A 23964-nucleotide genomic window follows, 5' to 3' on the forward strand; every position below is an offset into this window, starting at 1 on the left:
GTCTCACCGCCTGGTGATCGGCTCTTTTAGGGCAGCGCCGTCTTTATCTTCGTTTTCGTTTAACGGCCATGGCGTCTCGTATGGCGTCTCGTATGGCGTCTCGTCGGCCTGTTCGACCAGCGCCTTGAGCGCTTGCCGGTGGGGGGCTCGCAGCACGCAGATGGGACGGGCCCCCCTGACGATCGAGATAGCGTCATCGACGCTGGCCGCCCGTCCACTGAGGAGCAACCAGGCGGCCACGGCGCTGGCGCTGCGCGATACCCCCAGGGCGCAGCACACCAGTACCTGCCCGTGGTGGCGATGCTGTTCGATGGCCTCGGCCGCCCGGCGCAGCTCGACAGACGAGGCCACGGTCAGGTCAAGCACTGCCACAGGGGTGTAGGCCCGTCGCTGTGTGGGCGCCGAGAGTTCAGCACACAGATCGACCAGCGCCATGTCGGCAGCGGGCATCTGTCGCAGCGGTAGACGGCCAATAAAGACCCCATCGCAGACTTCGTCGGGATGGGGCCGCCGCCGGGTCCACAGCCGTGAGTTGATCCAGGCGCCGACCAGATAAGGCGCCAGTAACAGGCGCGCCGCCAGCGACAGCCGGCCATCATTGTCCTTCTGAAAGCCTGCCACGCCCAGCCACAGGTAGTTTAAGGCCACCAGCGAGAGCGACAACGCCGGCCACCCTAGCCACCATGACCAACCGCCCAGCGTACCTGTTGCGAACAGGACCGCCAGTGCAGCGATCACGCCCGCGCCGATGGCGTAGCGTGCCGCCAGGCGTCGACGGGTCCGGTCATGGCTGAGCCTGGCCCGTTGCAGGGGGCCAGCGCCGCGGGATGGCCATAGCCACAGGCTGATGGCGCCGACGAGTGCCCCCGTGGGCACATCGATGAAGTGGTGCTGCCAGGTGGTCAGCACCGACAGGCCGATCAGCACGCACCAGCCGTGCAGCAGCCAGCGCCAGGCGGTGCTCCCCAGGCGTTGGGCGTAGGCGTGCCAGAGCACGACCAGCAGGGCGATGTGCAGCGACGGCGCCTGGTTGTAGGGCTGATCAAAGCTCATCAGCATATCGAACAGGGTGCCAAAGACCCCCTCCAGGGGTGGCCGCTGGAGACTGAAAGTCAGCGGGTAGGCCAGAAAGCCCAGCACGCACAGGGCCTGCACCGTCAGCAGGCGTCGCACCAGAGAGCTGAGCTGGCGGCGATCCTGAGGCAACAGCAGCACGCCCGCGGCATACATCAGATCGATGGACCAGTAGGGCACGATGGTCCAGGGCAAGAGCGGGATTCCCCGTTCCCAGTCGAACATGATGCTGGGCAACGGCGCGCGCAGAGCGCTTAGGTGGTTGGTGAGGGCGTAGCTCGAGAAGAACACGACGCCCAGCAGCAACAGCCACAGGCCGGCTCTGACACGCAGACTCCAGCCGCTGGGAGCTCTCTGGCAATGTGGGGCGTTCATGGCGATATCCGGCGCGCCAGGATGACCGAGAAGATGCCCCAGGGATCGATCCGCTGGGTGACGATGGCAAAGCCGCAGGCGGCCAGCAGCTGGCGCATTTCGACCTGGCTACGACAGCGCATGACCCAGGGCTCTCCGTCCCGGTGGGAAGACAGCGCCCGGGCAATGAAGGACAGCTGCGGGTGCCAGGGCTGGTTGGTCACCACCAGCAGCGCCCCCGGCGCCATGGCCTCGGCAAGACCGCTGAGGGAGGCTCGCACCCTGGCGTTATCCGGGTACAGCTCGTACAGCCCCGATACCACCGCCAGGGTCGGGGCGGGTGTCAGGCTGGCCAGACTGTCGTGGTCGAAGGCGTCGCCGGCCTCGAAGCGGACCCGTTGGGCCAGGGGCTGAGATGGGATCATCTCTTCGATCAGCGCCTGGCCGGCCGCGACATTGGTGGCGCTGTAGTCCCGCAGCAGGACGCTATCTGGCGCCTCGGACGCTTTTGCCAGGGCCGCCAGGGCAGACAGGATGTAGCGCCCGTGACCTGCAGCGATATCCACCAGGTGGACCTGCTGGCCGTTGTGGCGCAGCTCCCGGACGGCCTGCTCGATCAGCGCCTCCAGATGGACACGTCGCTGCCGGATGCCACGCCAGCCGATGGCGTTCAGGTACACCCGGTCGATCAGCCGGCCCAGTCGGCTCGGGCTATCCGGGCGGTTGCGATAGACCTGGTCGAGCATCGAGCCCGAGTCGAAGCCGTGGTCGACGCCGACCTTGAGGCTGTTCGATAGCCTCGCGCCTTGCTGCAGCGCCTTGCGCAGCAGCTGCCAGTAGCCCTGCTTGATCCCACGCTGGGGCAGCGGTCGAGCGAGGGCCTCCGCCTCGGCGCAGCCGTTGCCGCCGAGATCGGCGTCCAGCCGGCCAAGGGCCTGTGACGGGCGGCTGAACTGGCGGCGAATGAAGCGCTGCATCGGCGCCAGGGCCAAGTGGCGATCCCGCTCACCCAGGGTATCGTGGAAGAACCCCTCGAAGCGGTGACATTCCTTGTCCGGATGGGGCAGGCGGGCGAAGAAGCGTTGTTGAACCTTGCGCTCGACCACCACATCGCGACCCGACAGCAGCAGCTGGATCGGGGTGTCGATGGTGGCGGCATCGGCGACCAGGCGATCGGAGGTGTCGCGAAGCCCGATCAGGATGCGTGCCGAAATTTGGCGGCTGATCAGGGGATCACTGTCGTAGCCTCGGCGACGTTGCAGATCGTGGGTAAGCAGGCTTGAGCGAACATAGCTCTTGACGAAGACCCTGTTGCGAAAGCGGGTCGCCAGGCGCAGCGCGGGAAGCGCCAGGGGCACATACAGCTTCACTCGGAAGGCGGGGGCTGCGAGGATCGCGCCGCGCACCGGGGGAGCGTAGTCGTGCAGCCAGCAGGTGGCGACCACCGCGCCCACGCTCTGGGCGACCACCAGCAGATCGGCCACCGAGGTGCCGTGCTGGTCCTCGATATGCTCGACAAGGCTCTGCACATCTCGTGCGTAGGTAGCAAAGTCGGCGGCGTCGCCCCGCTCGCCATCGGACAGGCCGTGACCGCGGGCGTCCCAGGCAAAGAACGCCAGATCCGGCAGGTCGAGCTCCTCGACCAGATGTGCCATACGCCCGCCGTGCTCGTGGCCCCTGTGAAACAGCAGCACCGCACCCTTGGACACGTCCCCGGTCGCTGGCCAATGGCGGTAGGCGATGCGCTGGCCATCATGGGCGACAAAGGCATGGGACTGTGCGAGGCGGCTCATTGGGCATCACCTTGACGGTCATCGCCTTTACGAGCATCGCCCTGACGGTCATCTGCCTGACGCTTATCACCCTCGCCGGTGTTTGCCTCGGCGATTCCGCGGCGCACCCGGTGGCTGAGCGATACCAGCATCAGCGCGCTCATCAGCCAGAAGACGGCGGCCACCACCCAGGGGGAGGTGAGCCCCAGGGCGATGGCCAGGGCAAGCAGGCCGATGACCAGCGCGCGATCACTCTTGCCCATGGGGCCATCGTAGCGGCGACTGGCGCCTACTAGCGGCCCCATGACACCGGCGTATTCCACGATCAGGGCCATCACCAGGGCCACCAGCACCGGCAGCGGATGGGCGTCGGGGAGAAGGGCGAAGGGGACGAACAGGGCGGCGTCGGAGACAAGATCGCAGAGCTCGTTGAGGTAGGCTCCCAGGCGCGTCTGCTGGTGGTGTTCCCGAGCCAGCATGCCGTCCACCGCGTTGAAGGCCATGCGCAGAGGCAGCCAAAGCGCGATCAGCAGGAACCAGCCCCGCGAGGCGTCAGGATCCGCCGCCGTCAGGGCGACCACGCCCGCCACCAGCAGCGATAGTAGGAGGGCAGCTAACGTCACCTGGTTGGCGCTGACGCCGCGACTCTGCAAGCGGCGTACCAGCGGGCGCAGGAGCCCCTGAAAGCGGGGCTTCAAATCGTAGACCGAGGCCATGTCAAAGATCCTTTTGACGAAGCGGTGCTACCGGGTTTGGCAGCGTGCCGCGACCGCTTGCCAGCTTAGCATGGAGAGGCCTGGCCAGGGCCGGGGCATGTGCTCAGTCTAGCGGGGGAGGTTCCTGATCGCTGCCCAGTACGCTGTCGCCCGGCTGGATGCCAAGGGCGTCAGCGGTGCCGGCCAGCACTGCCTGGGCGGCACGGAAGGCGGCGTGGGGCTTACGTGCACGAATCGCTTCCATCAATTCGCGGTGGCGCTCCAGGCTGGCCTCGGGGTCGCTGGCACTCTCGTTGGAGGATTCGATCAGCAGGTAGATCGATGGCCGCAGGATGTGCGACAGCTGGGACCATACGATATTGCGGGTGGCCTTGAAGATGGCCACGTGGAAGGCGATGTCATGGTCGCTGTGCAGCCGTTTGGCATCACCTTCCGCGGCATTCATGGCCCGTTCCATGCCCTCGAAGGCCTCCTCGATCGCGACCAGATCCCGGGCAGTGGCGCGCTTGGCCGCGGTCATCGCCACATAGGGCTCCACGTCCAGGCGGAAGCTCAGGATCTCGCGCTGGATCTCGGGGCTCGGCGAGGCGTAGCGGGTCATCCAGTCGGTGACCAGCGGATCAAGGATGTTCCACTCCTCGACGCTACGCACCTTGGAACCGTGACCCGAGATGCGCTCGATGATGCCGACGTCGACCAGCTGACGAATATCGCTGCGAACCGCTGAGCGGTTCAAGGCGAACTGCTCGGCCAGATCGACTTCCTTAGGCACGAAATCTCCGGGTCGATACTGGCCCGAGAAAATCGCTTCGGCCAGGTAGTCTGCCACGCTGGGGCGCTTGGGGGTGGTGCGGGATGTGACGGCCACAGGGTGACTCCTGGCAAATGTGCTGCTGATCCTAGCGAATGTACAACATAGTGACAATGTCGACGAAGGGCGGAGGGGCTTCTCCGTGCCTAGAATCCGCTCTCGCGAATCGCCACCGCCGCAAGCCAGGTGAAGAACTGGCCGGCCAGGCTCTCTCGTTCGGCCTCGACGTGGACCTGAGCCCGGCTGCGCCTGGCCTCGGGCCAGGGAGATAGTAGACGCACCTTTACCGCCACCCGACCATCGGCCAGGCGCAGGGTGTCCTGGGTCTGGTCAGTGGCGGGTTGAGTGCTCAGCGGTCCCCCATGGCGAGCCGCCAGGGACGGATGGGCGAGTTCCGTGGCGCGGGTTGCCCCGACACTCACCAGCTCTCCCTCGAGTGGCGTGAGCTGTCCTTCGGCAAAGATCCGCACCTTGGCGCCAGGGGTCAGCCGGTGGGCGTCATCCTGGGGCAGGTAGGCATCGACGAGCCAGCGGGAAGGATCCAGCAGCAGGCCCAGCGGCTGCTGGGGGGCGACCCACTGTCCTGGCGCCTGTTCGAGGTCGTGGCGTTGCCACACGCCGCTGAACGGTGCCCGCAGGGTGAGGCGAGACAGCTCCTGGCTGGCGGCTGCCTGATGACTCTCGTTGACGCGGCGCTGGGCCAGGGTTGCGGCGTCGCGGTCGAGCCCGTCGTCGGCGGCGAGCAGTCCGGCCAGTTCGGCATCCAGCCAGGCCATGGCCTGTTCACTGGAGCGTAGCTGGTGCTGGATATCCGGCTCCACCAGGCTGGCCAGGGCAGTGCCCTGGCTGACAGCACCTTCCGTCATAAGGCGCTCCAGGCGAGCGGGAAAGGGGGAATACACGGTCAGTTCGTGCTCGGCGTGAAGCAGTCCGGGACCGCTGACGCGAGTCTGCCAGGGCAGGCAAACCAGCACGACGGCCAGCGCCAGCGCCAACAGCCAGCCGAGGCGATGGCGGCGAGGGACGGCGCGGCGAGACGCCCACCAGTGAGAGAGTTCGCGAGACACGGGCATCAGGATAAACCAGGCAATTTCCACGGCGAAAAGGGCAATGCCCAGGGCCTTGAAGAACAGATGATAGACCGCCAGCGCAATCCCCAGGAACAGCAGCAGACGATAGATCCAGGTGGCGAAGGCGAGCAGGATCAGGGCGCGGCGCTGGTGGGGCATGAACGGCTCCGGCCAGTCTTCGGACAGACCCAGCAGCCGGCGTCGTAGCCAGGTCCTGGCCTGGCCTCCGGCGCGCTCGTGCAAGTTGGGAAAGTCGAGCAGGTCGGACAGCACGAAATATCCGTCGAAGCGCATGAACGGGCTGGCATTGATCGCCAGTGACAGCACCCAGCTGGTGGTCGCCAGATATAGCAGCGCGCTGTTGAGTGGGCCGGGCTCGGTCAGCACCCAGCCTAGGGTGGCAACACCGGCCAGGCCAAGTTCCACCAGCATGCCCGCCGATGAGATCGCCAGACGCGAGCGACTGCGCCTGAGCTTCCAGCTCTCGCCGGTATCGGTATAGAGCATCGGCCAAAGCACAATGAAGGCGACCCCCATATGCGCCACCCTGACCCCCAAGCGGGTCGCGACCAGGGCGTGGCCGAGCTCGTGGCACGCCTTCGCCACCACCAGGGCCAGGGCGAAGCTGACGATGCCGGAGAAGGAAAAGGCGTCCATCACCGCGTGGGTGAACAGGTCCCAGCGCTTGATCACCAGGATCAGCCCGATCAGGCTCAGGATAAGCACGGCGCCGACCATGGCTTGGGTGAACAGCCACGGCAGCCGTCCTACCATGGCCTCCAGGAAATGCTGTGGGCGCACCAGCGGCAGACGAAAGAACAGGTAATGATGCAACCACCAGGACAGGCTTTGCCAGGCAGCCCCGCGTTGCGCCTGCTGGGCGAGGCGTTGGCTGACCTCCGCCGTCGCCCGCAGCAAACGATGGTGGTCCAGGAAATCGACCAGCGCCAGGACATCGCCTACCTCGGGCGAGAGCGCGGTGGCGGCGTCAATCTCATCGCACAGTCGACGAGGGCTGTGGCCCCAGCGAGTCAGGCATTCGAACTCCAGCCAACCGATGCGATAGAAGCGATTGGTGACGGGGTCCTGGATCGACCACTGTGGCTCGCCCTGGGCGTCTCGACCAGCGTCGTGCAGCTGCAGATCGTCGCGCAGGGGTGGCACCGGCTGGTGCTCGCGAGGATCTGCAGCCGACAGGCCCGGCGCGGTGGTGTCTAGCGTCACCGCAGCGGCCGAGGGCGTTCCGGCTGGGGCGGCTCCGCTGAAAGGCGGCGATGGGTGCATGATTACCACCCGGTCCAGGCCCGCAGGGTGGCCAGCGGCCGCCGCAGCAGGTAGTAACCCAGGCTGACGCGTTCACCATAGACCTTGGCCGTGCCGTGCAAGCCCAGGCGCGCCGGTGTGGCGTCGGCGTCGTCGAGTCGCGCCAGCAGTCGGTAGGCATCGATGCCGTCGGCGTCCGGCTGGGTGGCGTAGCTGGTGCGTGTCAGCGTCGCCTTGAGCGGTGTCAGCGGCTGGGCACTCAGGAATACGGTGACCTCGGCACCCGGTGCCAGCGCGATGGCATCGGCCGCCGCCAGCTGGATCTCTACCGCCGGCTGAGCGGGGTCTGCCAGACGCAAGATGCGCTCGCCGGTGGTGACCGGGCGTCCCTCCCAATCGTCGCGGTCAGAGTAGACGGCGACCCCCGCCGCGGGGGCAACGACAAGGGTGCGTTCGAGGCGGGCCTCGATGGCTGTGAGCTCGGCCTGGCGCTGAGCCTGTTGCCCGCGTAAACGGGTCATGTCAGCCAGTCGGCTCCGATCATCGAAGGCCAGGTTGCCGGCGGCGTCGAGCTCGGCCCTGGCGACGTCAAGCTGGCGCCTGAGCACTTCTGCACGACTCTCCAGCTCGCTGCGGTCCAGGCGCAGCAGTGGCGTGCCGGCGTCGACGGCCTGGTTGGGCTCCACCAGCAGGTCAGCGACCACCCCATCCAGCGGACTGGTAATGGCGGTACTGTCGAGGGAGATGATCTCGGCCGGTGCCAGCGCGGACAGGCGTACCGGCAGCAGCAGGATGGCCACCACCGCCAGCAGCACCAGCCACCACAGACGTCGTCTTGGCAGGCGCAGCGCCCGTCGGCGCGGCGCCAATGCTTGCCAGCAGTAGCGCCAGCTGTGGGCGAGCCCGGCCAGCTGTGGCCGCAGCGGTTCAGGCGGGGCCTGCTCGAGCAGAAACAGCGCCCAGGCGCGACCTGCAGGTCCTCGCGAGGTGGCAGGGTCGGCGGGGCTCAATGGCACCAGCCACAGCACCTCAGGCCACCACTGGGCCCAGCCCTCTGCCAGCGATGAAGGAAGGTCCAGCTGCTCGCGCAGCAGCAGCCTGGCCTCACTGGGCGAATAATGCTGGTCGAGCCACCCGCCCAGTGTCTCGACCCAGTTGAGAAAAGGCGTGCGCTCCTTGGGTGTGGCCAGCCCCGATACGCAATGGACTTGTACCTTGCTGGCGCTGCGCCGCTCCACCACCAGGGCCTGGCGAAAGCGCAGCAGGGGGTAGCTGTCGTTGGCGATGGAAAAGGCTAACTCCGTGCGCGTCGCGGCGGTCATGGCGCGGTCGCGCAGAGCCAGGACCAATGCCGGAAGCGACGCAGGTCGAGGCGTCTCGCTGGCACTCATGGGTTGTCCTGTGGCTCGGGGGTGGTGCTGTCCTGGGTGCTTTGATCGAGGGTGCTCTGGTCGAGGGTGCTCTGGTCGGGAATGTTCGCGTCGGGAGCGTCCAGCAGGGCTCGCCCGGTCATGCCCGCCACCAGTTCCGGGTGGGCCTGGTCAAGCTCGGCTTCCAGCTCGACGGTCTGGGCGACAGCATCGATCCGGGCATTGATGGCGCTGAGAGTGGCGGCGTAGTGCTTGCCGGTCTCGCTGATGTTGAGGGTCAACGGCTGGCCGACGCTGAGCGAGGCCAGACTCGAGGACGGAGCGTTAAGGCGTACCTTGAGCGGCCCGTCGGCGACCAGGTCCAGAATCGGTGTGCCTGCCGACATGGTCTGAAACGGCTTCACATGCACCGCCGCGATGCGACCGCTGAACGGCGCGGTCAAGGTGCAGCGATCGCGCTGTGCGGCGGCCAGGTTGAGGGTGCTCTGGGCCTTCTCGACCTCGGCGCGGGCCAGCGCCACCTCGAGATCACCCACCGCGTCCAGTCGCCGCAGGCGGTCCTTGGCCTGGCTGTTGAGCCGGGCCACGCCCAGCTCGGTATTGGCCACGTTGACTCTGGCCTGCTCAATCCGACAGTCAAAGCGGGCCAGGGTATCGCCCTCAGCGACCTGGACGCCCAGGCTAACCGGCAGCTCAGACAGGGTACCTTCCATCTGGCTGGACAGGGTGGCATCGGTGTGAGGCGCGAGCAGGGCGCGCATGGCGCCCTGATTGTCACTGGACTGGGCCCAGGCGCCGCTGACGGTGGTACTCGCCAACAGGGCCGTGGTGATGAGCGCTGACAGCCGCGAGGGATGTCGTCTATACCGCATCGTTGGCACCTCCCTGGCCGTCGACAGCGGGTGCCGGACGCGGCTCGAGGGTCGGCCCCGGGGTGGTCGCCGCGGGTTGCCCTGGATGGGGCGCAATGATGCCCTGGCGCTCATGGGTGGTCATGGTGTTCTCGATCTCTCGCGCCAGGGTCTGAATGTCATGCTGGGCGATGGTCTCGGGCATCACGTCCAGTCCTACCGAGTTGAACAACCGTCCCCAGGCCGCCTGGGCACGGGAATAGGCGGCTTCACGCTGGTACTGGGACAGCAGGTAGCGGCTCTCGGCGCGGATAACCTCCAGTTCGGAGCCGATGGATGAGCTGGCGGCTGCCTTGGCGTAGGCCAGCAGATCCTCGTCTACGTCCAGGCTTTCATCGCTGTACTGGAGTTCTTCGCGGGCCAGGTGGTAGCGCAGGGCGCCAACGCGAACCTGGGTCAGCACGGCCATGGACAGCGCGGTACGCCTGAGATCATCGACACCGCCCTGGGTTTGCTGGGCATTGTCCAGATCCGGGTAGGACAGCAGCTTCAACAGATTCAGCGAGACGTTGACGCCGGTCTCGGTCCAGTCGTTGTTGTACAGGTAGTCGTTGGAATCGTACTGCACCCCAGCACTGACGGTGATATTGGGCCACAGGCGCAGCTTGGCCGCCTCCAGATCGTTCTGGTTGACCCGCTTGCGATACCACTCTTCCATGATCTCAGGACGGTGCTGCAGCGCCAGTTGTTCGAGACGCTCGATGTCGGTGACTTCGGGAGGTAGCGGCATCTCTGGCTCGTCGGCCAGGATCAGGCGAGTGCCGGGAGGCAGCGACATCAGCGCCGCCAGCTCGGTCTTGGCCAGCTCCAGGTCCTGGCGGCGTGCAGTCAGCAGGGTGGTGGAATCGAGCAGCGCTCGCTGGTAGGCCAGCACCTCCTGGCGGGGCAGCAGTCCCTGCCGCTGGGCTTCGCGGGCGGCGTCCAGGGCCACCTCGGTGCGCGCCAGCAGGACGTTCAACTGGGGAATCAGGCGCTGGGCGGCCAGCGCTCGCCAGTAGGCGTTGCGCACGTCGCGCAGCACATTCTGGGCGACCTTGCGGCGACGCTCCTCGGCCATCAGCATCTGATCGGCCTTCTGCTGGTTCTCGTAATAGGCCAGGCCGAAATCCAACAGGCTCCAGGACAAGCCGAGACCCGCGGTAGAGCGGTAGCGCTCCTCGGAGGTCGAGGGGCGCAAGCTTTCTTCGCCATCCTCGATACCGATGGAGGTGCCCCCTGAATCGTTGCTGCGGTCGCTGTACCCGGCTTCGGCAACGATCTGCGGCAGCAGCTCGTGGCGCGATACGTCCCGCAGGTTCGACGCCAGCGCACTCTCCATCAGCTTGAGCCGATAGTCCAGGTTGTACTTGAGCGCGCGGGCGGCGGCTTCATAGAAGGTGACCGGCTGGTTCAGCGGCTCCTGCAAGCGATACATCTGAGCCTGATCGCTGATCGCCCGCTGGCGGATCTGATCGGCGTCGTAGGGCTGTGGCGCCAGGTTTGCACAGGCGCTGAGACCCAGGCCGGCGGTGACCGCCAGCGCCGGGAGGGTGAGTCGGTACATGCCGTTTCCTTGTCGTGACACTGTCATTGTTACGGGTCTCCGCGCAGTGGCGCAGTGGTGTCCGCCATGGCCAGCAGCTGCTGGCGGAAGCCACTGGCGGTCGCCGGTGCGGCGTCCTGCCGCTGGTCGGTGGCGTCGATGGGGTCGCTAGCCTGAGGAGTGTCGGCCAGCCATTGTGCTCCCTCGGGCAACGGCGGGCGACCGTCGAAGCGCTGTTGTTCGGGGGCGGGCGCTTGCTGTGCTTCCCCGGTGGCAGAGGAAGTGGCCGTGGTAGAGGGTGCGGCCGTGGTAGAGGGGGCGGCCGTGGCAGAGGAAGCGTCGGCATTGCCCAGTAGCTGCTCTCGCGTGGGGGCATACAGCGAGGGATCGGCCAGCAGTCCATCGGCGGTGAGGTCGGTACGGCCGTGTCGGCCCAGCAGCTTGATCTGGTCGAGCTCGGCGAAGGCCCGACTGAGCGCCACGCCATAGGACACGTACTGGCCTTGAACCTGGCCCAGGCCTTCTGCCAAGGATGCAATACGCGTCTCGAAGGGGCGCACCAGCAGCGGTTGGCCACCATGGGACAGCCGCAGGTAGTCGGTGACCTGGCGATTGTTGCGCTCGACCTCTGGGGTGACAAAGACCACCGGATCCAGTTCACCGAGCCCCTGGGTGCTGGGGGTGAGGCCTTCGCGATGCTGAAAATGGGGCCCGATATCGCCGCTCTTGATCGGGATGTAGGGGGCCGCAATGTCCAGGGTCAGGGTCAGGGTGGCGGTGTCGGTGGCTCCGGCGCGGTCCACCAGGGTGTAGACAAACGCCTCTTCAAGCACCGGGCCAAGGCCGCTGGCACGCAGCACCTCGGGGTTGGTGCGATCAATGAAGTAGCGATAGCTGCCATCGGCCTCGATGATCAGGGTGCCGTAGCGACCCTGCAGCGGCTCGCCGGCCTGGGCCGATACGCCTTGCTGGGAGACCGAGGCGACATTCTGGGTCTCGCCGTTCGCCGTGGCGTCAGGGTCGCTGTCGTTGGGCAGCACATTGCCGACGGCATCAGGTCGGCCAGCCCCACCTCCAGTATCGATGGCCTGACCGGCGTCATCGCGGGCGGTGGGGGCGTCATTGCGACCGTCGATCGTGATGGTCAAGGTGGCACTGCTGGCGCCTCCCCAGCGATCCGTCAGGGCGTAGGTGAAGCTTTCGCTCAAGCTCTGGCCGCTGACACGCAGGGCCTGGACCCGTGGATCATCGTCATCGACCGCATAGCGATAGCTGCCGTCGGCATTCATGATCAGACTGCCGTAACGTCCCTTGAGGGCGTTACCCAGGCTGCCCTCGGTGCCGTCGCCCGTCGCCACACCAGTGACGCTAAGGTTGGGGCCCAGCAGGTCGATGCCCAGATTGATATCACCGTCCACGTCGATATCGTTGGTCAGCACGTTGCCCACCGCATCCTGACCGGCCGTGGCGTTGTCGCGACCGCCGGCTTCCACCGCCAGGCCGCTGTCGTCGACCGGGTCCGGTGCCTGATTCTGGCCGCGCACGAAGACGGTCAGCTCTGCCAGGTCGGTCAGGCCAGCCAGGTCGCGGGCCTGATAGGTGAAGATATCGCGACGGAACTCCAGCGGGCCGAGACCGAGGATCTCGGCGTTGTTCTGGTCTACCTCGTACAGGTAGCTGCCATCCCGGTTCAAGGTCAGGGTGCCGTACTGGCCCACCAGCACCACGCTGCCCCCGCTCAAGGTCGCCAGGCTGCCGCCGGACGCCTCGCTACCAGGGCGGCCGCCGCTGACCGCCAGCCGGTCGCCGGCATCGATATCGCTGTCATTGGTCAGCACATTGCCGCTGGGGTTGCGCGCGCTGCCGTCCTCGTTGCGGGCCACCGCCAGGGCGATGTTATTCGACGCCACCGGGGCGTCGTCGCGGCCCTCGATGGTGATGGTCAAGCGGGCCGAGGTGGTCGCGCCGAGCGGATCGACCGCACGGTAGATGAACACGTCGGTGAGGGTGTCGTTGGCGGTCCTGAGGGCCTCCACCTGCGGGTTGCTGTTGTTGACGACGTAGGTGTAACTGCCGTCGCTGTTGAGCGTCAGCGTACCGAAGCGACCCGCCAGCGCCTGCCCGGCAGACACCGTAGTGGTAGCGAAGCGCACCTGATCGACCGTGATGGCCTGGCCGTCGACATCACTGTCGTTGGTCAGTACGTTGCCGCTGGGGTCGGTGCCCAGGGTGCCATTGGCGGTGCCGCCGGCTTCTACCGCAACGGCCTTGTCGGCGACCAGGGTGGGCGGGTCGTTGGCACCCACCACGGTGACCACCAGCTCTGCCAGGTCGGTATTGCCCGCGCTGTCACGAACCTGATAGGTGAAGGTCTCATTCAGGGTGTCGCCCACGGCCAGAGCCTGGACAGCGGTGTTGCCGCCATCGACCACGTAGCGATAGCCGCCATCAGCGGTAACGATCAAGCGACCGTACATGCCGTTCACGCTGGCACCGGCGCTGCCGACGACGCTGAGGCTACCGCCAGCGCTCTCGCTGCCCGCGCGAATCCCGGCCACGCGCAGGGCGCCCTGATCGACCGTGTCCACGTCACTGTCGACTTCGTCGCCGTCATCGTCAGTGATCAGGTTGCCGCGGCCGTCCACCGCCGCGGTCGACCCGTCGGTAGATGGCGCCTGAGCGCTGGTGCTGTTGTCAGTGGCGATGGGGGTGTCCTGAGCGCCGCGAATGGTGATGGTCAGCACCGCGGCGCTATCCAGGCCCAGGGCATCGGTGACCCGGTAGGTGAAGGTCTCCGACAGGGTGTCGCCGCTCGCCAGCGCCTCGACAGCCGGATCAGTATCATCGATGACGTAGGTGTAGCTGCCGTCGGGGTTGATGGTCAGGATGCCGTACTCACCCTCGATGTCGGTCGCGCCGCCGACGTCCACGAAGGAGCCCAGGATATCGTCGCCTTCACGGATACCGGTGACGACTTTCGTCTCACCGAAGGCGTCCACGTCGGTATCGTTGTCGAGCACATTGCCAGTGCCATCCTGCCCGCCGGTGGCATTGGCGACGCCGCCTTTTTCGACGGCCACGGCGTTATCATCGACACCCACGGGAGCGTCATTGGCGCCCTTAATGGTGATGGTGACCGTGGCCTGGGATGACACGCCAGCACTGTCGTTGATCACATAGTCGAACTGCTCCAGCAGGGTGTTGCTGCTCTGGCGGAGGGCTTCGACGGTCGCATTGTCATTGTCCAGCAGGTACTCCGCCGAACCATCGGCCCCGATCACCAGGGTGCCGTAGCTGCCCTGGATGCGGGTGGGCTGGGTCGGATCGTCGTTGACCGCCTGCAGGGCACCGCCACTGACGCCTGCCTGAACCACCGTCAGCACGTCGGGGTCGGCATCGTTGAGGTCCACGTCGGTGTCGTTGGCGACCACAAAGCCGTTGGGATTTACCCCATTGGTATTGAAGCGTCCCCCGGCCTCGATGGCGATGGCGGTATCATCGTTGGCGGTTGGCTTGTCATTGACCGCCAGCACCCTCAGGGACAGGCGGTCGGTGGTAGTGAGGGCGTCTTCGGGGTCCTCGCCCGGGGTGCCGTTGGGACTGTCGGGGCTGTCTCCGGTGTTAGCGTTGTCGTCTGTGGTAATGGTCAGCGTCACATCACCGTTGGCGTCGGTGGCGCTCTGATAGCGCAAGGTGGCAAGGGCTGCGTTGATATCAGCCAGGGTGCCCTCGATGGTGATGGTGGTGCCACTGCCGCTGAGCGTGGCGTTCCCGCCGCCCTGGTCCAGGGTCAGAGTGCCAGCGGGCACACTCAGCTCGGTGGTCAGGATGCTGGAGGGGAGGGCGTCGGGGTCGCTGACGCTGATGCCGGGGATCGCGAACTCGGTGTCTTCATTGCCACTGACCGGCGAGGCCGGCAAGGCGTGCACCGGGGCGTCGTTGAGTTCGACGTAGCCGATGTCCGCAGCGCGATTGTTGCTGCCAGTGGCGCTGACGCTGACGTCGACCCGGGACAGAGTGCCGTCGCCAAAGCTGCCATCGTCGGAGTCGATGCGCGCCCGCAGTTCGCCCAGGTCATCGTCGGTCAAGCTCTCGCTGGCCGAGATGCGATAGCTGCCCGAGGGCAGCACCCCGAAGGAGTAGTTGCCGTTTGCATCTGTCAGGGTGGTAAAGGTGAGGTCATCGACGTCGTCGAAGTCGCCGTCGTTGTTGCCATCCCAGGTAAGGGTGACGGTGACACCGTCAAGGCCTGCACCATCCGGGCTGGCACTGCTGGTAGGCGACAGGGTGTCATCCCACAGGGTGCCGCTGATCACGCCTAGGCTGGCGCTGGCCGTCAGCACGTAGTCATTGAGGCCACCGCTGCCGTCTTCGCCGGTGCGCTCGCCATCTGCCTCGCTGTCGGTACCCACGCTGCTTCCGCCAAAGTCGGTGAAGGCGCCGCCGTCCGCCTCGGCGGCGTCGGGTAGGCTCGACCAGGTCAGCTGTGCCTGGGCATCGACGACCACCGTGTTATTGGGTACCTCGACACGATAGACGACGCTGACCTCGGTGCCGGGATCGAGCTGGGCAAAGGTCACGCTGATGCCTGACCCTGAGGCGGTGGCGGTGACGCCATCCGGCAGGTCGGACAGGGAATAGGTCTGGCCGTCGATGACGATGCGGTCGATGACGTAGTTGCTGCCCGAAGGAAAGGCGTCGGTCAGCACCACGTCGTAGGCCGGCATGCCGCCGTCCTGCTCGAAGCTGACCTGAACGGTCGCAGAGCCATCACCGCCGCCAATGCTGGGATTGAACGCCTCCACGGTCTTGGCCATGTCGGTAAAGGAAGGCTCGGCGATCACCTGGGTCAAGGTCTGGGAGCCGAAGGCTGTGCCATTGCGGTTCTCGGTAACGGTCAGACCAAGTTCCGTACCTGTCTGGTTGGTACTGACGTTGTCGACGCGGACATTAAACTCCAGCGAGATGCCTTCCTTGTCATCATCACTGTCGGCGTTGGTGATGGTGCCCAGGTTGATGGTCAGAGTTCGGCCATCGCTGCTGATGGTGTAGCGGTCCGAATTGAGCACGCCGGTAGGACCGCCGGTGAGCCCAGGATTGATCAACCCGGCTTCGGAGGACTGGCCATTACCGGTGACGACATTTGCCCCGGTGACAAGATCACTGCTAAGCCCGCCTTGATTGCTGATGACCGCCATCAGTATCTGATTGGCGGTCTCCGGGAGAATCGTCAAGCCCTCATCGACCTGAATAACGAGCTGGTAGTCGGTAAAGGTGCCTTCCGGCAGCAGCGCCACGACCCGATAGCGGATGATCTCACCTACCGCGACATCTTCGAACTCGGCGTTGGTGGGATCCGCGGCATCTGTGCCCTGCATGCCGCCAACTCTCGACACCAACAGCGTCTGGGCAATGGGAATTTCCAGGGTATCGACGTTACGGTAATCGTTGATCACACCGGTGAAGATGGCGCCGTCACTGCCGTCACGCTCTTCCCCGGCGCTGGTGGTGGTCTCGTCATTCAGGCTGGTCCAGTCGACCCGCGCTACCGAGGTCAGGTTGGCCAGGTTGACGGCGGTAGCGCTGGCGGTGCCCTGAATGACCAGAGTAATGGTCTGTGATGAGCGCAGGTCGACGTCACTGCCGGCCTTCAGGCGCAGACTGGTGCCGATGATCTCGAAGTCGGCGAGGCTTGGGCCCGAGGCGTCGCTGAAGCTGACCGAGGCCAGGTTCGGGCTGTCCAGCTCCGCCGGCAGGGCGACCGACAGGTCGAGATCGAAGGCGCCGAAGTTGGAGACGTTGGTCAGCACCACGGTATATTCGATGGCGTCGCCGGCATCGATACCGAGCCCTGGGTCGGCCGGTATCGTCAGCGTCTGCTCTACGGTGACGGCGGGCTCCACCAGAGTGGTGGTGGGACCTGCGCCTGACTGGCTGACATCGCGCTCCACGGACGTGGTTCCGTTGGCATCATCGCCATCCAGGTCCTGATAGCTCAGGCTGGCCTTGTGCTCGTGGGTAAAGTTGGGGTTGCTATTCTCGCTGTTGTCCTGGTTGTTAAGGGTGTTGGTGGCAATCAGCCGCACGCGCAGCACAAAGGTATTGTTGCCGGCGTCATTGTCGTCGGTGGCTTCGGCGGTGCTGAAGGAGAAGACAGCGTCGACGCCTTCGTCATCGACCAGCACACCGCCCGGGCCAGTGACGCCGCCGACGCTCACGCTGCCGGAAAAATTGTCGCTCAGGTTCCCGCTGTCGCTTGCCTGGGTGATCAACTTGTAGCCGGTGTCGCCATTGAAGCTGGTATCCAGCGCCATACCCGGCGGGATCAGGTCCGAGATGCGCAGGTTCTGGGTGCCACCCTCCGGCAAGGTGACGACGATGTCATAGAGCATGGACTCGCCAACCACCAGGTTGGCGCCGCCGGTGTGGGACTCGCTGGAATCGTCGGCGGTGGCGCTGCCGCCGTCGGCAAAGGTGGTGGTGATGGTCGGTGCCGCCACCTGCTGGGTAGCGTCGTCACTCAGATCGGTGGCGGTGAAGTCGGGACCGCCGTTGGTGCTGGCGTAGTAGTTCAGGGTGGCGGTGGTGCCGAGGGTACGGCTGGCGGCCACCGCCGAGGCCACGATCACATCGTAGGTGATGACGATGATGTTGCGGCCGGCGTCGTCGCTGGCGCTACCATCGCGCCCCGCCTGGAGCGTTGCCTGACCTCCGGCGTCCAGCAAGGTTATGGTGGTGCCACTGACGCTGTAGTCCGTGCCTTCGGTGAGCACCGTGCCGTCGCCCAGGGTCAGGATCAGATTGGCGGAGGCCAGGCTGCCGCCCACGAATGCCAGGTCGGCTGGGAGCTCGATCGAGGTCGCCACATCGAAGGCGCCGCCGCCGCCGGTGTTTTCCAGCAGGGTGGCCAGACGAAGGGTGTCACCGGCGTCGATGTCGGTGACGTCGCCGTCCACCGCCGCGGGATCAGTGATGCTGCCGGTGAACGGCGCCCCTGAGGAGCCCGGGGCATTCCAGCTGCCGCTGGTGCCGCTGACGCTGCCGTTGGTCGATGACACCACTCCGTGGGTGATGGAGACGACCGGCTCGGCCACCGACTGCACCTTGACCACGTCCTGGGAGATCAGTTCGGTCTTCGGGTCGAGGGTGGTGGTCTGGCGAGATTCGGCCAGCACATCCAGCGAGCGGCCATCGGCGAAGGGCTGGTTGCCTACCGTCATGGTAAAGCTGACGGCGATGGTGCTGGCCTGGGTGGCGCTGAGATCGTCGAAGGTGAAGATGATCGAGTTGCCAGGGCCACTTTCGACACTGGCGATACTGCCCGTCCAAGTGTTGTCCGGGTGCATAGACCAGGAACCCGGAGGGTTGAGGCCGTTCCAGTCAGTGCCAACCACGCCGGTATCCAGCAGCGGCAGCGGCAGGTAGGCGATAAGCTGGAATCCCTCGTGGTCGCCGGTGACCAGGTCATAGCTGAGGGTGAAGGTGACCTCATCGCCGGGGGCCAGCTCGGTCACGCCTCCTTCAATGGCGATATCCACGTCGCTGACCGGAACGGTCAGGTTGGTGCTGGAATTATCGGCTTCAGTGAAGCCCGTCAGGTTATTGGCATCGTAGAGCAGGGTGGCATTCACCTGCGCCGAATTGCCGATGCTGTCGCCTTCGTTGATATCTGGGTGGTCAGCGACGCCGACGTAGGCCTGATCCACCACCGCCCGATAGCCGATGACGGCCCGGGTGGCACCGGCATCGATCACATTGTCGAAGGCCGCGTCGCCCGCCAGCCAGGCTTGGTCATCCAGGGCGTCCTGGATCGACTGGGCGATGTCGAAGACCAGGGTGGTGGTGCCGTCGGCGTTGGTGGTGGAGGTTACGACCAGCTCGATGGTGGTGGCATTGGTGCCGTTATATAGCGTCAGGGTCGGAGCAGCGGTCAGCGTCTGTCCGTTACCGAGCGTGTCGGTCACGACGAACTGACCTTCCAGCTGGGTATCCTTGCCGAAGGCGAAGTAGTCCGACAACGCCACCTCCAGCTGGTATTCCAGGGTATCGCCAGGCGTCAGACCGCTGGACCCGGTATCTACCACCACTGACGCGCTCTTCTCTACGGTCAGCGACTTGGCGACAAAGCTGATCTCATCGCCGGTACCCGCAAAGCTGACCTTGCCGTCAGGATCGTTGGGGTCCCTGTCTCGGCTATCCAGGGGAAGCCAGACGCCGGCGCCGCTGGGGGCGTCGAAGGTGATGGTCTCTTCATTGCCGTTGGCCGGATCCAGGATAGCGTTACCGTCGGCATCGTACTCCGGCACGAAGAAGTCTACCCGACTGGACTGGGCCTCGGTGAGACTGTCGTAGGTGACGGTGTAGGAGGTGATAAAGGCATCGCCATCGATGGCCCGTTGGATCAGGTCAGGACGCACCAGCGTCAGTCCACTCGCCAGGGTGATCGAGGTCAGGGTGCCAGCGCCGGGGTCGATGGCGGTGACTTGCACGTTGGTCGGGATCGGCTGGGTGATGACCACGTCGGTCAGCGTCTGAGCGGTAATACCGGCCCCGGCCGGCCGCACCGTGGTGACCAGGCTGTGAGGATAGTTTTCACCGGTGGTGGTATCGCCCTCGCTCATGTTGAGGGTCTGCTCCACCGCGATCACCGTGGGGGTGATGGTGAAGGCGACCGCGCTGCCAAGCAGGGTGGGATCCTGCTCGGGGTTCGACTGGGCATCATTGCCGAGCTCGAAGCCAGCCAGGGCCTGGATCACCAGATCCGGACTGCCATTGGTCTGGGCGGTGTCGGCCAGGGCGCTCAAGCGGCCGGTAAAGGTCACCTCGATATCGGGCTGCTCGGCGGTCAGGCTGGCAAAGGGTAGGGCGACGACGATAAGGGTATCGCCGGCGCGAGCACCGAAGTCTGCCGCATTGATGACCAGTGGCTGGCCGTCACTGCCGCGGGCCAGAGGATGCTCTGCCTGGCCGTTGGCGTCGAAGGTGACGCTCAACAGATCCAGCTGGCCTCCCAGGTAACTCGCTGAGGTGATGGTGATACCGTCATCCACCGCGGCGCCAGCGCCGTCCTTGCCGGTGGCTGGCACCACCAGCTGAACGAAGGGCGCGTAGCCTTCCTGGGCACTGGAGGCGTTGGATACGTTGACGCTGAACTCGAAGGTTTCGCCGAGGGGCACCTGAGCGCTGGAGGCCGGCAGGTTGGCCACCGGCTGTGCATCCGCCAGCAGGCCATCGAGGCTTGCGAGGGCCGCGACCGCCACCCCACGGTCGTCGTCTAGTTCACCCAGCTGACGCTCGAGGACCCAGTCGCCTCCCTCCAGCGTACTGCCGGTATTGTCGCTGGAGGCACCGACGTCCATGCCGGTGGCCTCGGACAGATTCTCGAGAAAGGCGACGCCATGGTCGCTGGCCGCGACCCGACAGCCGTACAGCAGCAGGTCAGCGTCGGCACTGAGGGCATCGCGCCACTGGCCAAGCTGTTGGTTGAAGTCCGACAGGGTCTGGCTGCTGATCAGGGTATTGCCAAGCTGGAACTGACCATCGCTACCGTGACTGAAGATCTCGATGCTCTGCACCTGATCCATACCGGCCAGGGCGGAGGTGATGGCGGCCACGCCGTTCTCATCGCTATCTACCACTATCCATTCGGCGTCATCGGCAAGGCCGCTGCGAATCGCCTGGCGCTGCTGATCGCTAAGACGGGCATCCAATACCACCAGATGCCGCGCACTCGTGCTGCGTGCTCCCTCGCCATCGCTTTGACTCGCAGGAGTGACGGCGACCTTGTCCTTGTCGCCAGTATCATGCTGCTGGTCGCTGTCAGCGTGATCGGCGCTGGCGGCCATGGCGCCGTCGAACAGCAGGCGTGGCTCCAGCGCGATACGTCGTGTACGAGATCCCTTCATGCGGACTCCTGCCGTCTTGGCTGGTCATCGTGCACAGTAAAGATGACCATTGTTGTGCAGTGCGAAGTTATTATGCAGCACTTTTCAGTAAACATAGCGTGAATCGATAGTCCTGTGCCACAACATGCACATGGCGCGAAACTTGTCGAGTGAATGGGCGCTATAGTAGTGCCGCTGTTGCGTCTGCCATGTAGTGCAAAAGAGGGATAGTCAGCGTCGCGCAATGGGTAGGCTTTGGCGCTGAATTCTGCATACCTTTAGATGGCAGAGTCGCGGTCACAGCGCTTTGAGTTAGGCATTGGGAGCGAGAGTCCTGATGAGAACAGGGATGAAGAAGAGGGTGGAGAGGTAAGAGCACTAAGAGCGAAGAACGCTTGCCAGTGATGGGTCTAAAAACAGTATGAGTTTTGCATAACAACTGACGACCTGGAACGGCGCCTGTCGGGTGTACACACAGCCATCTATCGTTCCATATAGCTTTCAGTGGCACGATTAATTTAGCGTTTGATGCCACGCTCACCACCACACGTCATCTCACCCCATGGCGGGGTGAGTGTACTTTGGTGCAGGGAACTGTGGTAAGTGATCTGGGATAAGTGATCTGGGGTGACTGTTAGTAGGAGCGTCGGCGGAAGTACGCCCGGCGACATGGCATATGGGAGTCGTTGCCGAAGCGCTGTCTTCCGTGGTGAACATGCAGGGGCCCAGTCGTCGTGCTCAGGCTGTCCTTAGCCATTGTCTGAGCCACTGTCTGAGCCATTGTCCGAGCCGTTTTCTGAGCCCCGCTTGGGTATTACCCGTGTCTTGCCTGTGCCCACCAGCGAAAGCGTCGTCGCTGTGGCTGCACGCCGGGGAAATGACGTTCCAGCTGCTGCAATACCAGGGTCAGAATGATGGTCAGCAGTAGGTAGATGGCCGCGATGAGCAGTAGCGGCTCGTAAGTCAAGAACGTTTCGTCACGGATGATATTGGCGGCCTGCAGCAGGTCCATCATGGCGATGGTCGAGACCAGCGGTATCGATTTCAGTAGAAGAATCATCTCGCCTGTCAGGGTGGGTAGGCACAGCTGCACGGCTCTGGGTAGCCATAGGTGGACGAATACCTGCCAGGGATGGAAACCATAGGCGCGTCCCGCCTCCCGCTCTCCCGGCGGCACGTTGAGCAGCGCGCCTCGCAGGATTTCGCCGCTGTAGGCACCCACCGACAGGGTAAAGGTCAAGGTGGCGTAGAAGAAGGGGTCGCGCAACAGGCCCCAGAAGATGCTGTCCTGGATGCCGGGAATGCCTTCCAGCAGGCGACCCACGCCGTAATAGAAGAAGAACAGTTGTACCAGCAGTGGCGTGCCGCGAATCACCGCCGTGACGCCGGTGGCCAGCCAGGCAAGGGGGCGCGGACCCTTGATACGCGCCATGGCCATCGCCACCGCCAGGATCAGGCCTGCCACAGCCGATACCAGAAGTAGCCATAGCGTGTTGATCAGCCCTTCCACCAGATATTCCTGATAGAAGGGATCGCTCAGCCAGCTGAAATCCATGTCAATGCTCCTGAAGCTGGGGGAGGCCGCGCCGTGCGCGTCGCTCAACGACGGCAAAAAGCCAGTTGGACGTCAGCGTCATGGCCAGGTAAAGCGCCCCTGCCGCGGCATAGAACAGGAAGTGAGCTCGGGTGCTGGCGGCTGCCTGTTGAACGGTGAAGAACAGCTCGCTATAGCCGATCACGCTGATCAGCGCGGTGTCCTTGATCAGAATCAGCCATAGGTTGGACATGCCGGGCAGGGCATTGGGTAGCATGGCCGGCAGGGTGACTCGGCGAAAGCGTGCCCAGGGGGAGAAGCCAAAGGCATCGGCGGCCTCAAGCTGACCGCGGGGTATGGCGCTGATGGCACCGCGAAAGACCTCGGTCATGTAAGCGCCTTGAACGAAGGCCAGCACGCCCACGGCGGTCACGAAGCCGTTGATGGCGACCTGGCCGGAGAGTCCCAGCGCATGAGCCGCGGCGGTCAATGCCTGGGAGCCGGCGTAATACAGCAGAATGATCAGCAACAGCTCCGGCACTGCCCTGACGCCGGTGGAATAGCCTGCGCCAATGCCGCGCAGCCAGGCTTGCCGGGAGAGCCGGCAGGCGGCGCCGACAAGGCCGAGCAGGACGCCTATGGCATAGGCCAGCAGCGCAATCTCCAGGGTGGTGAGGGCTCCTTCAAGGATCGGACCCGCCCAATCGACGAGGCCCTCCTGGGAGGCGATAGACATGAAAAGACTCCTTGGCGTGGCCAGTTTTACAGCCTTGCAGCGGTCCCTGCGTCGCAGCAGGGACCGCCCGGGCCATTGACGTCAGCTGACGCAGACGTCAGTGCCGAAGTACTTCTCGGACAGCTCGGTGCAGGTACCGTCCTGATTGACCTGCTCAATGGCGGCGTTGACGGCCTCGGTAAGGGCATCGTCCTGCTGGCGCAGCCCGATGCCGACGCCTTCGCCGTAGGCCGCATGGTGAGGCGCCGTTGCCTTGATCTCGAAGTCACCAGCTTCATCACGCTCTGTCAGTTCCACCATGGCGATCTCGTCGGCCAGAATGACGTCCAGGCGACCTGACAGCAGATCCCGGTTCACCTGTTCTGCCTGGTCGTACAGGCGGATGTCGACGCCGGTGTCCCTTAGCGCCCGACGGGCATAGGTGGCGTTGGTGGTGGCGCTCTGTACGCCCAGGACCAGACCATCGAGGCCCTCGGGGGGATCCAGCTCCAGCGAGCGGGCGGCGACATAGGCGCCAGGGGTGTAGTAGTAGGGGTCGCTGAAATCGATGACCTGAAGACGTTTTTCGGTGATCGACATGGAGTTCATGATCATGTCGATACGGCCTGACTTGAGCGAGGGAATGATGCCGCTCCAGCCGGTCGGGGTGATCTCGCATTCCCGAGCCATCTGTTCGCAGATCGCTGCGGCCAGCTCTATCTCGAAACCGGTCCAGTCACCGTCTGAGGAGGTGTAGGTAAAAGGCGGGTAAGGTTCTGCCGAGATGCCGATCTTGAGGGGCTCGCCCGCGGAGGCGGTGTCCGCCCGGTCGGTCGCATGGGCGCTGTCGATGGCGGCGGCACCGAGGGTCGTGGCCAGCGCGACGCCCAGGCCAAGGCGGCGAGCGAGATCGACTGACGGACGCAGGGAAGGGAAGACGGTCATGGAAACTCCTGGTTGTTGTGGGA

General features: G+C 65.0%; 12 protein-coding genes. All 12 read right to left on the reverse strand.

Features of this window, described 5'->3' with window-relative positions; all coding sequences use genetic code 11:
* Positions 1-3: 3 nt before the first annotated feature.
* On the reverse strand, positions 4-1449 hold the full coding sequence (locus KUV45_RS05470; protein WP_222163724.1) for a phosphatase PAP2/dual specificity phosphatase family protein: 1446 nt from the start codon (positions 1447-1449) through the stop codon (positions 4-6).
* Positions 1446-3221 carry a bifunctional alpha/beta hydrolase/class I SAM-dependent methyltransferase gene (locus KUV45_RS05475; RefSeq protein WP_222163725.1) on the reverse strand — a complete coding sequence of 592 codons (1776 nt, stop codon included), beginning with the start codon at positions 3219-3221 and terminating at the stop codon, positions 1446-1448. Before KUV45_RS05475 ends, KUV45_RS05470 begins: the two co-directional genes overlap by 4 nt.
* On the reverse strand, positions 3218-3916 hold the full coding sequence (locus KUV45_RS05480) for a CDP-alcohol phosphatidyltransferase family protein (RefSeq protein ID WP_222163726.1): 699 nt from the start codon (positions 3914-3916) through the stop codon (positions 3218-3220). Before KUV45_RS05480 ends, KUV45_RS05475 begins: the two co-directional genes overlap by 4 nt.
* A gap of 103 nt (positions 3917-4019) precedes the next feature.
* Entirely contained in the window at positions 4020-4784 is a 765-nt protein-coding gene (locus tag KUV45_RS05485; protein ID WP_222163727.1) for a FadR/GntR family transcriptional regulator, read from the reverse strand.
* 89 nt (positions 4785-4873) lie between these two features.
* Positions 4874-7081, reverse strand: a complete 2208-nt coding sequence (locus tag KUV45_RS05490) for an HlyD family efflux transporter periplasmic adaptor subunit (RefSeq protein WP_222163728.1) — start codon at positions 7079-7081, stop codon at positions 4874-4876.
* 2 nt (positions 7082-7083) lie between these two features.
* Positions 7084-8451, reverse strand: a complete 1368-nt coding sequence (locus KUV45_RS05495) for an HlyD family efflux transporter periplasmic adaptor subunit (RefSeq protein ID WP_222163729.1) — start codon at positions 8449-8451, stop codon at positions 7084-7086.
* The gene (locus KUV45_RS05500) at positions 8448-9302 is read right to left on the reverse strand and encodes an efflux RND transporter periplasmic adaptor subunit (protein ID WP_222163730.1); all 855 of its coding nucleotides are present in this window, start codon (positions 9300-9302) and stop codon (positions 8448-8450) included. Before KUV45_RS05500 ends, KUV45_RS05495 begins: the two co-directional genes overlap by 4 nt.
* Positions 9292-10884, reverse strand: a complete 1593-nt coding sequence (locus KUV45_RS05505) for a TolC family protein (RefSeq protein ID WP_222163731.1) — start codon at positions 10882-10884, stop codon at positions 9292-9294. The genes KUV45_RS05500 and KUV45_RS05505 overlap by 11 nt, the downstream gene beginning before the upstream one ends.
* A gap of 29 nt (positions 10885-10913) precedes the next feature.
* Positions 10914-20768, reverse strand: coding sequence for a VCBS domain-containing protein (locus KUV45_RS05510; protein WP_222163732.1), 9855 nt, complete (start codon positions 20766-20768; stop codon positions 10914-10916).
* 793 nt (positions 20769-21561) lie between these two features.
* Positions 21562-22302 carry an ABC transporter permease gene (locus KUV45_RS05515; RefSeq protein WP_222163733.1) on the reverse strand — a complete coding sequence of 247 codons (741 nt, stop codon included), beginning with the start codon at positions 22300-22302 and terminating at the stop codon, positions 21562-21564.
* A 1-nt stretch (position 22303) separates the two neighbouring features.
* The gene (locus KUV45_RS05520; RefSeq protein ID WP_206939431.1) at positions 22304-23017 is read right to left on the reverse strand and encodes an ABC transporter permease; all 714 of its coding nucleotides are present in this window, start codon (positions 23015-23017) and stop codon (positions 22304-22306) included.
* 81 nt (positions 23018-23098) lie between these two features.
* Positions 23099-23941 carry a transporter substrate-binding domain-containing protein gene (locus KUV45_RS05525; protein WP_222163734.1) on the reverse strand — a complete coding sequence of 281 codons (843 nt, stop codon included), beginning with the start codon at positions 23939-23941 and terminating at the stop codon, positions 23099-23101.
* Positions 23942-23964 lie beyond the last annotated feature (23 nt).

It is taken from the genome of Halomonas sp. DP3Y7-2, assembly GCF_019800795.1.
Lineage (GTDB): Bacteria > Pseudomonadota > Gammaproteobacteria > Pseudomonadales > Halomonadaceae > Halomonas > Halomonas litopenaei_A.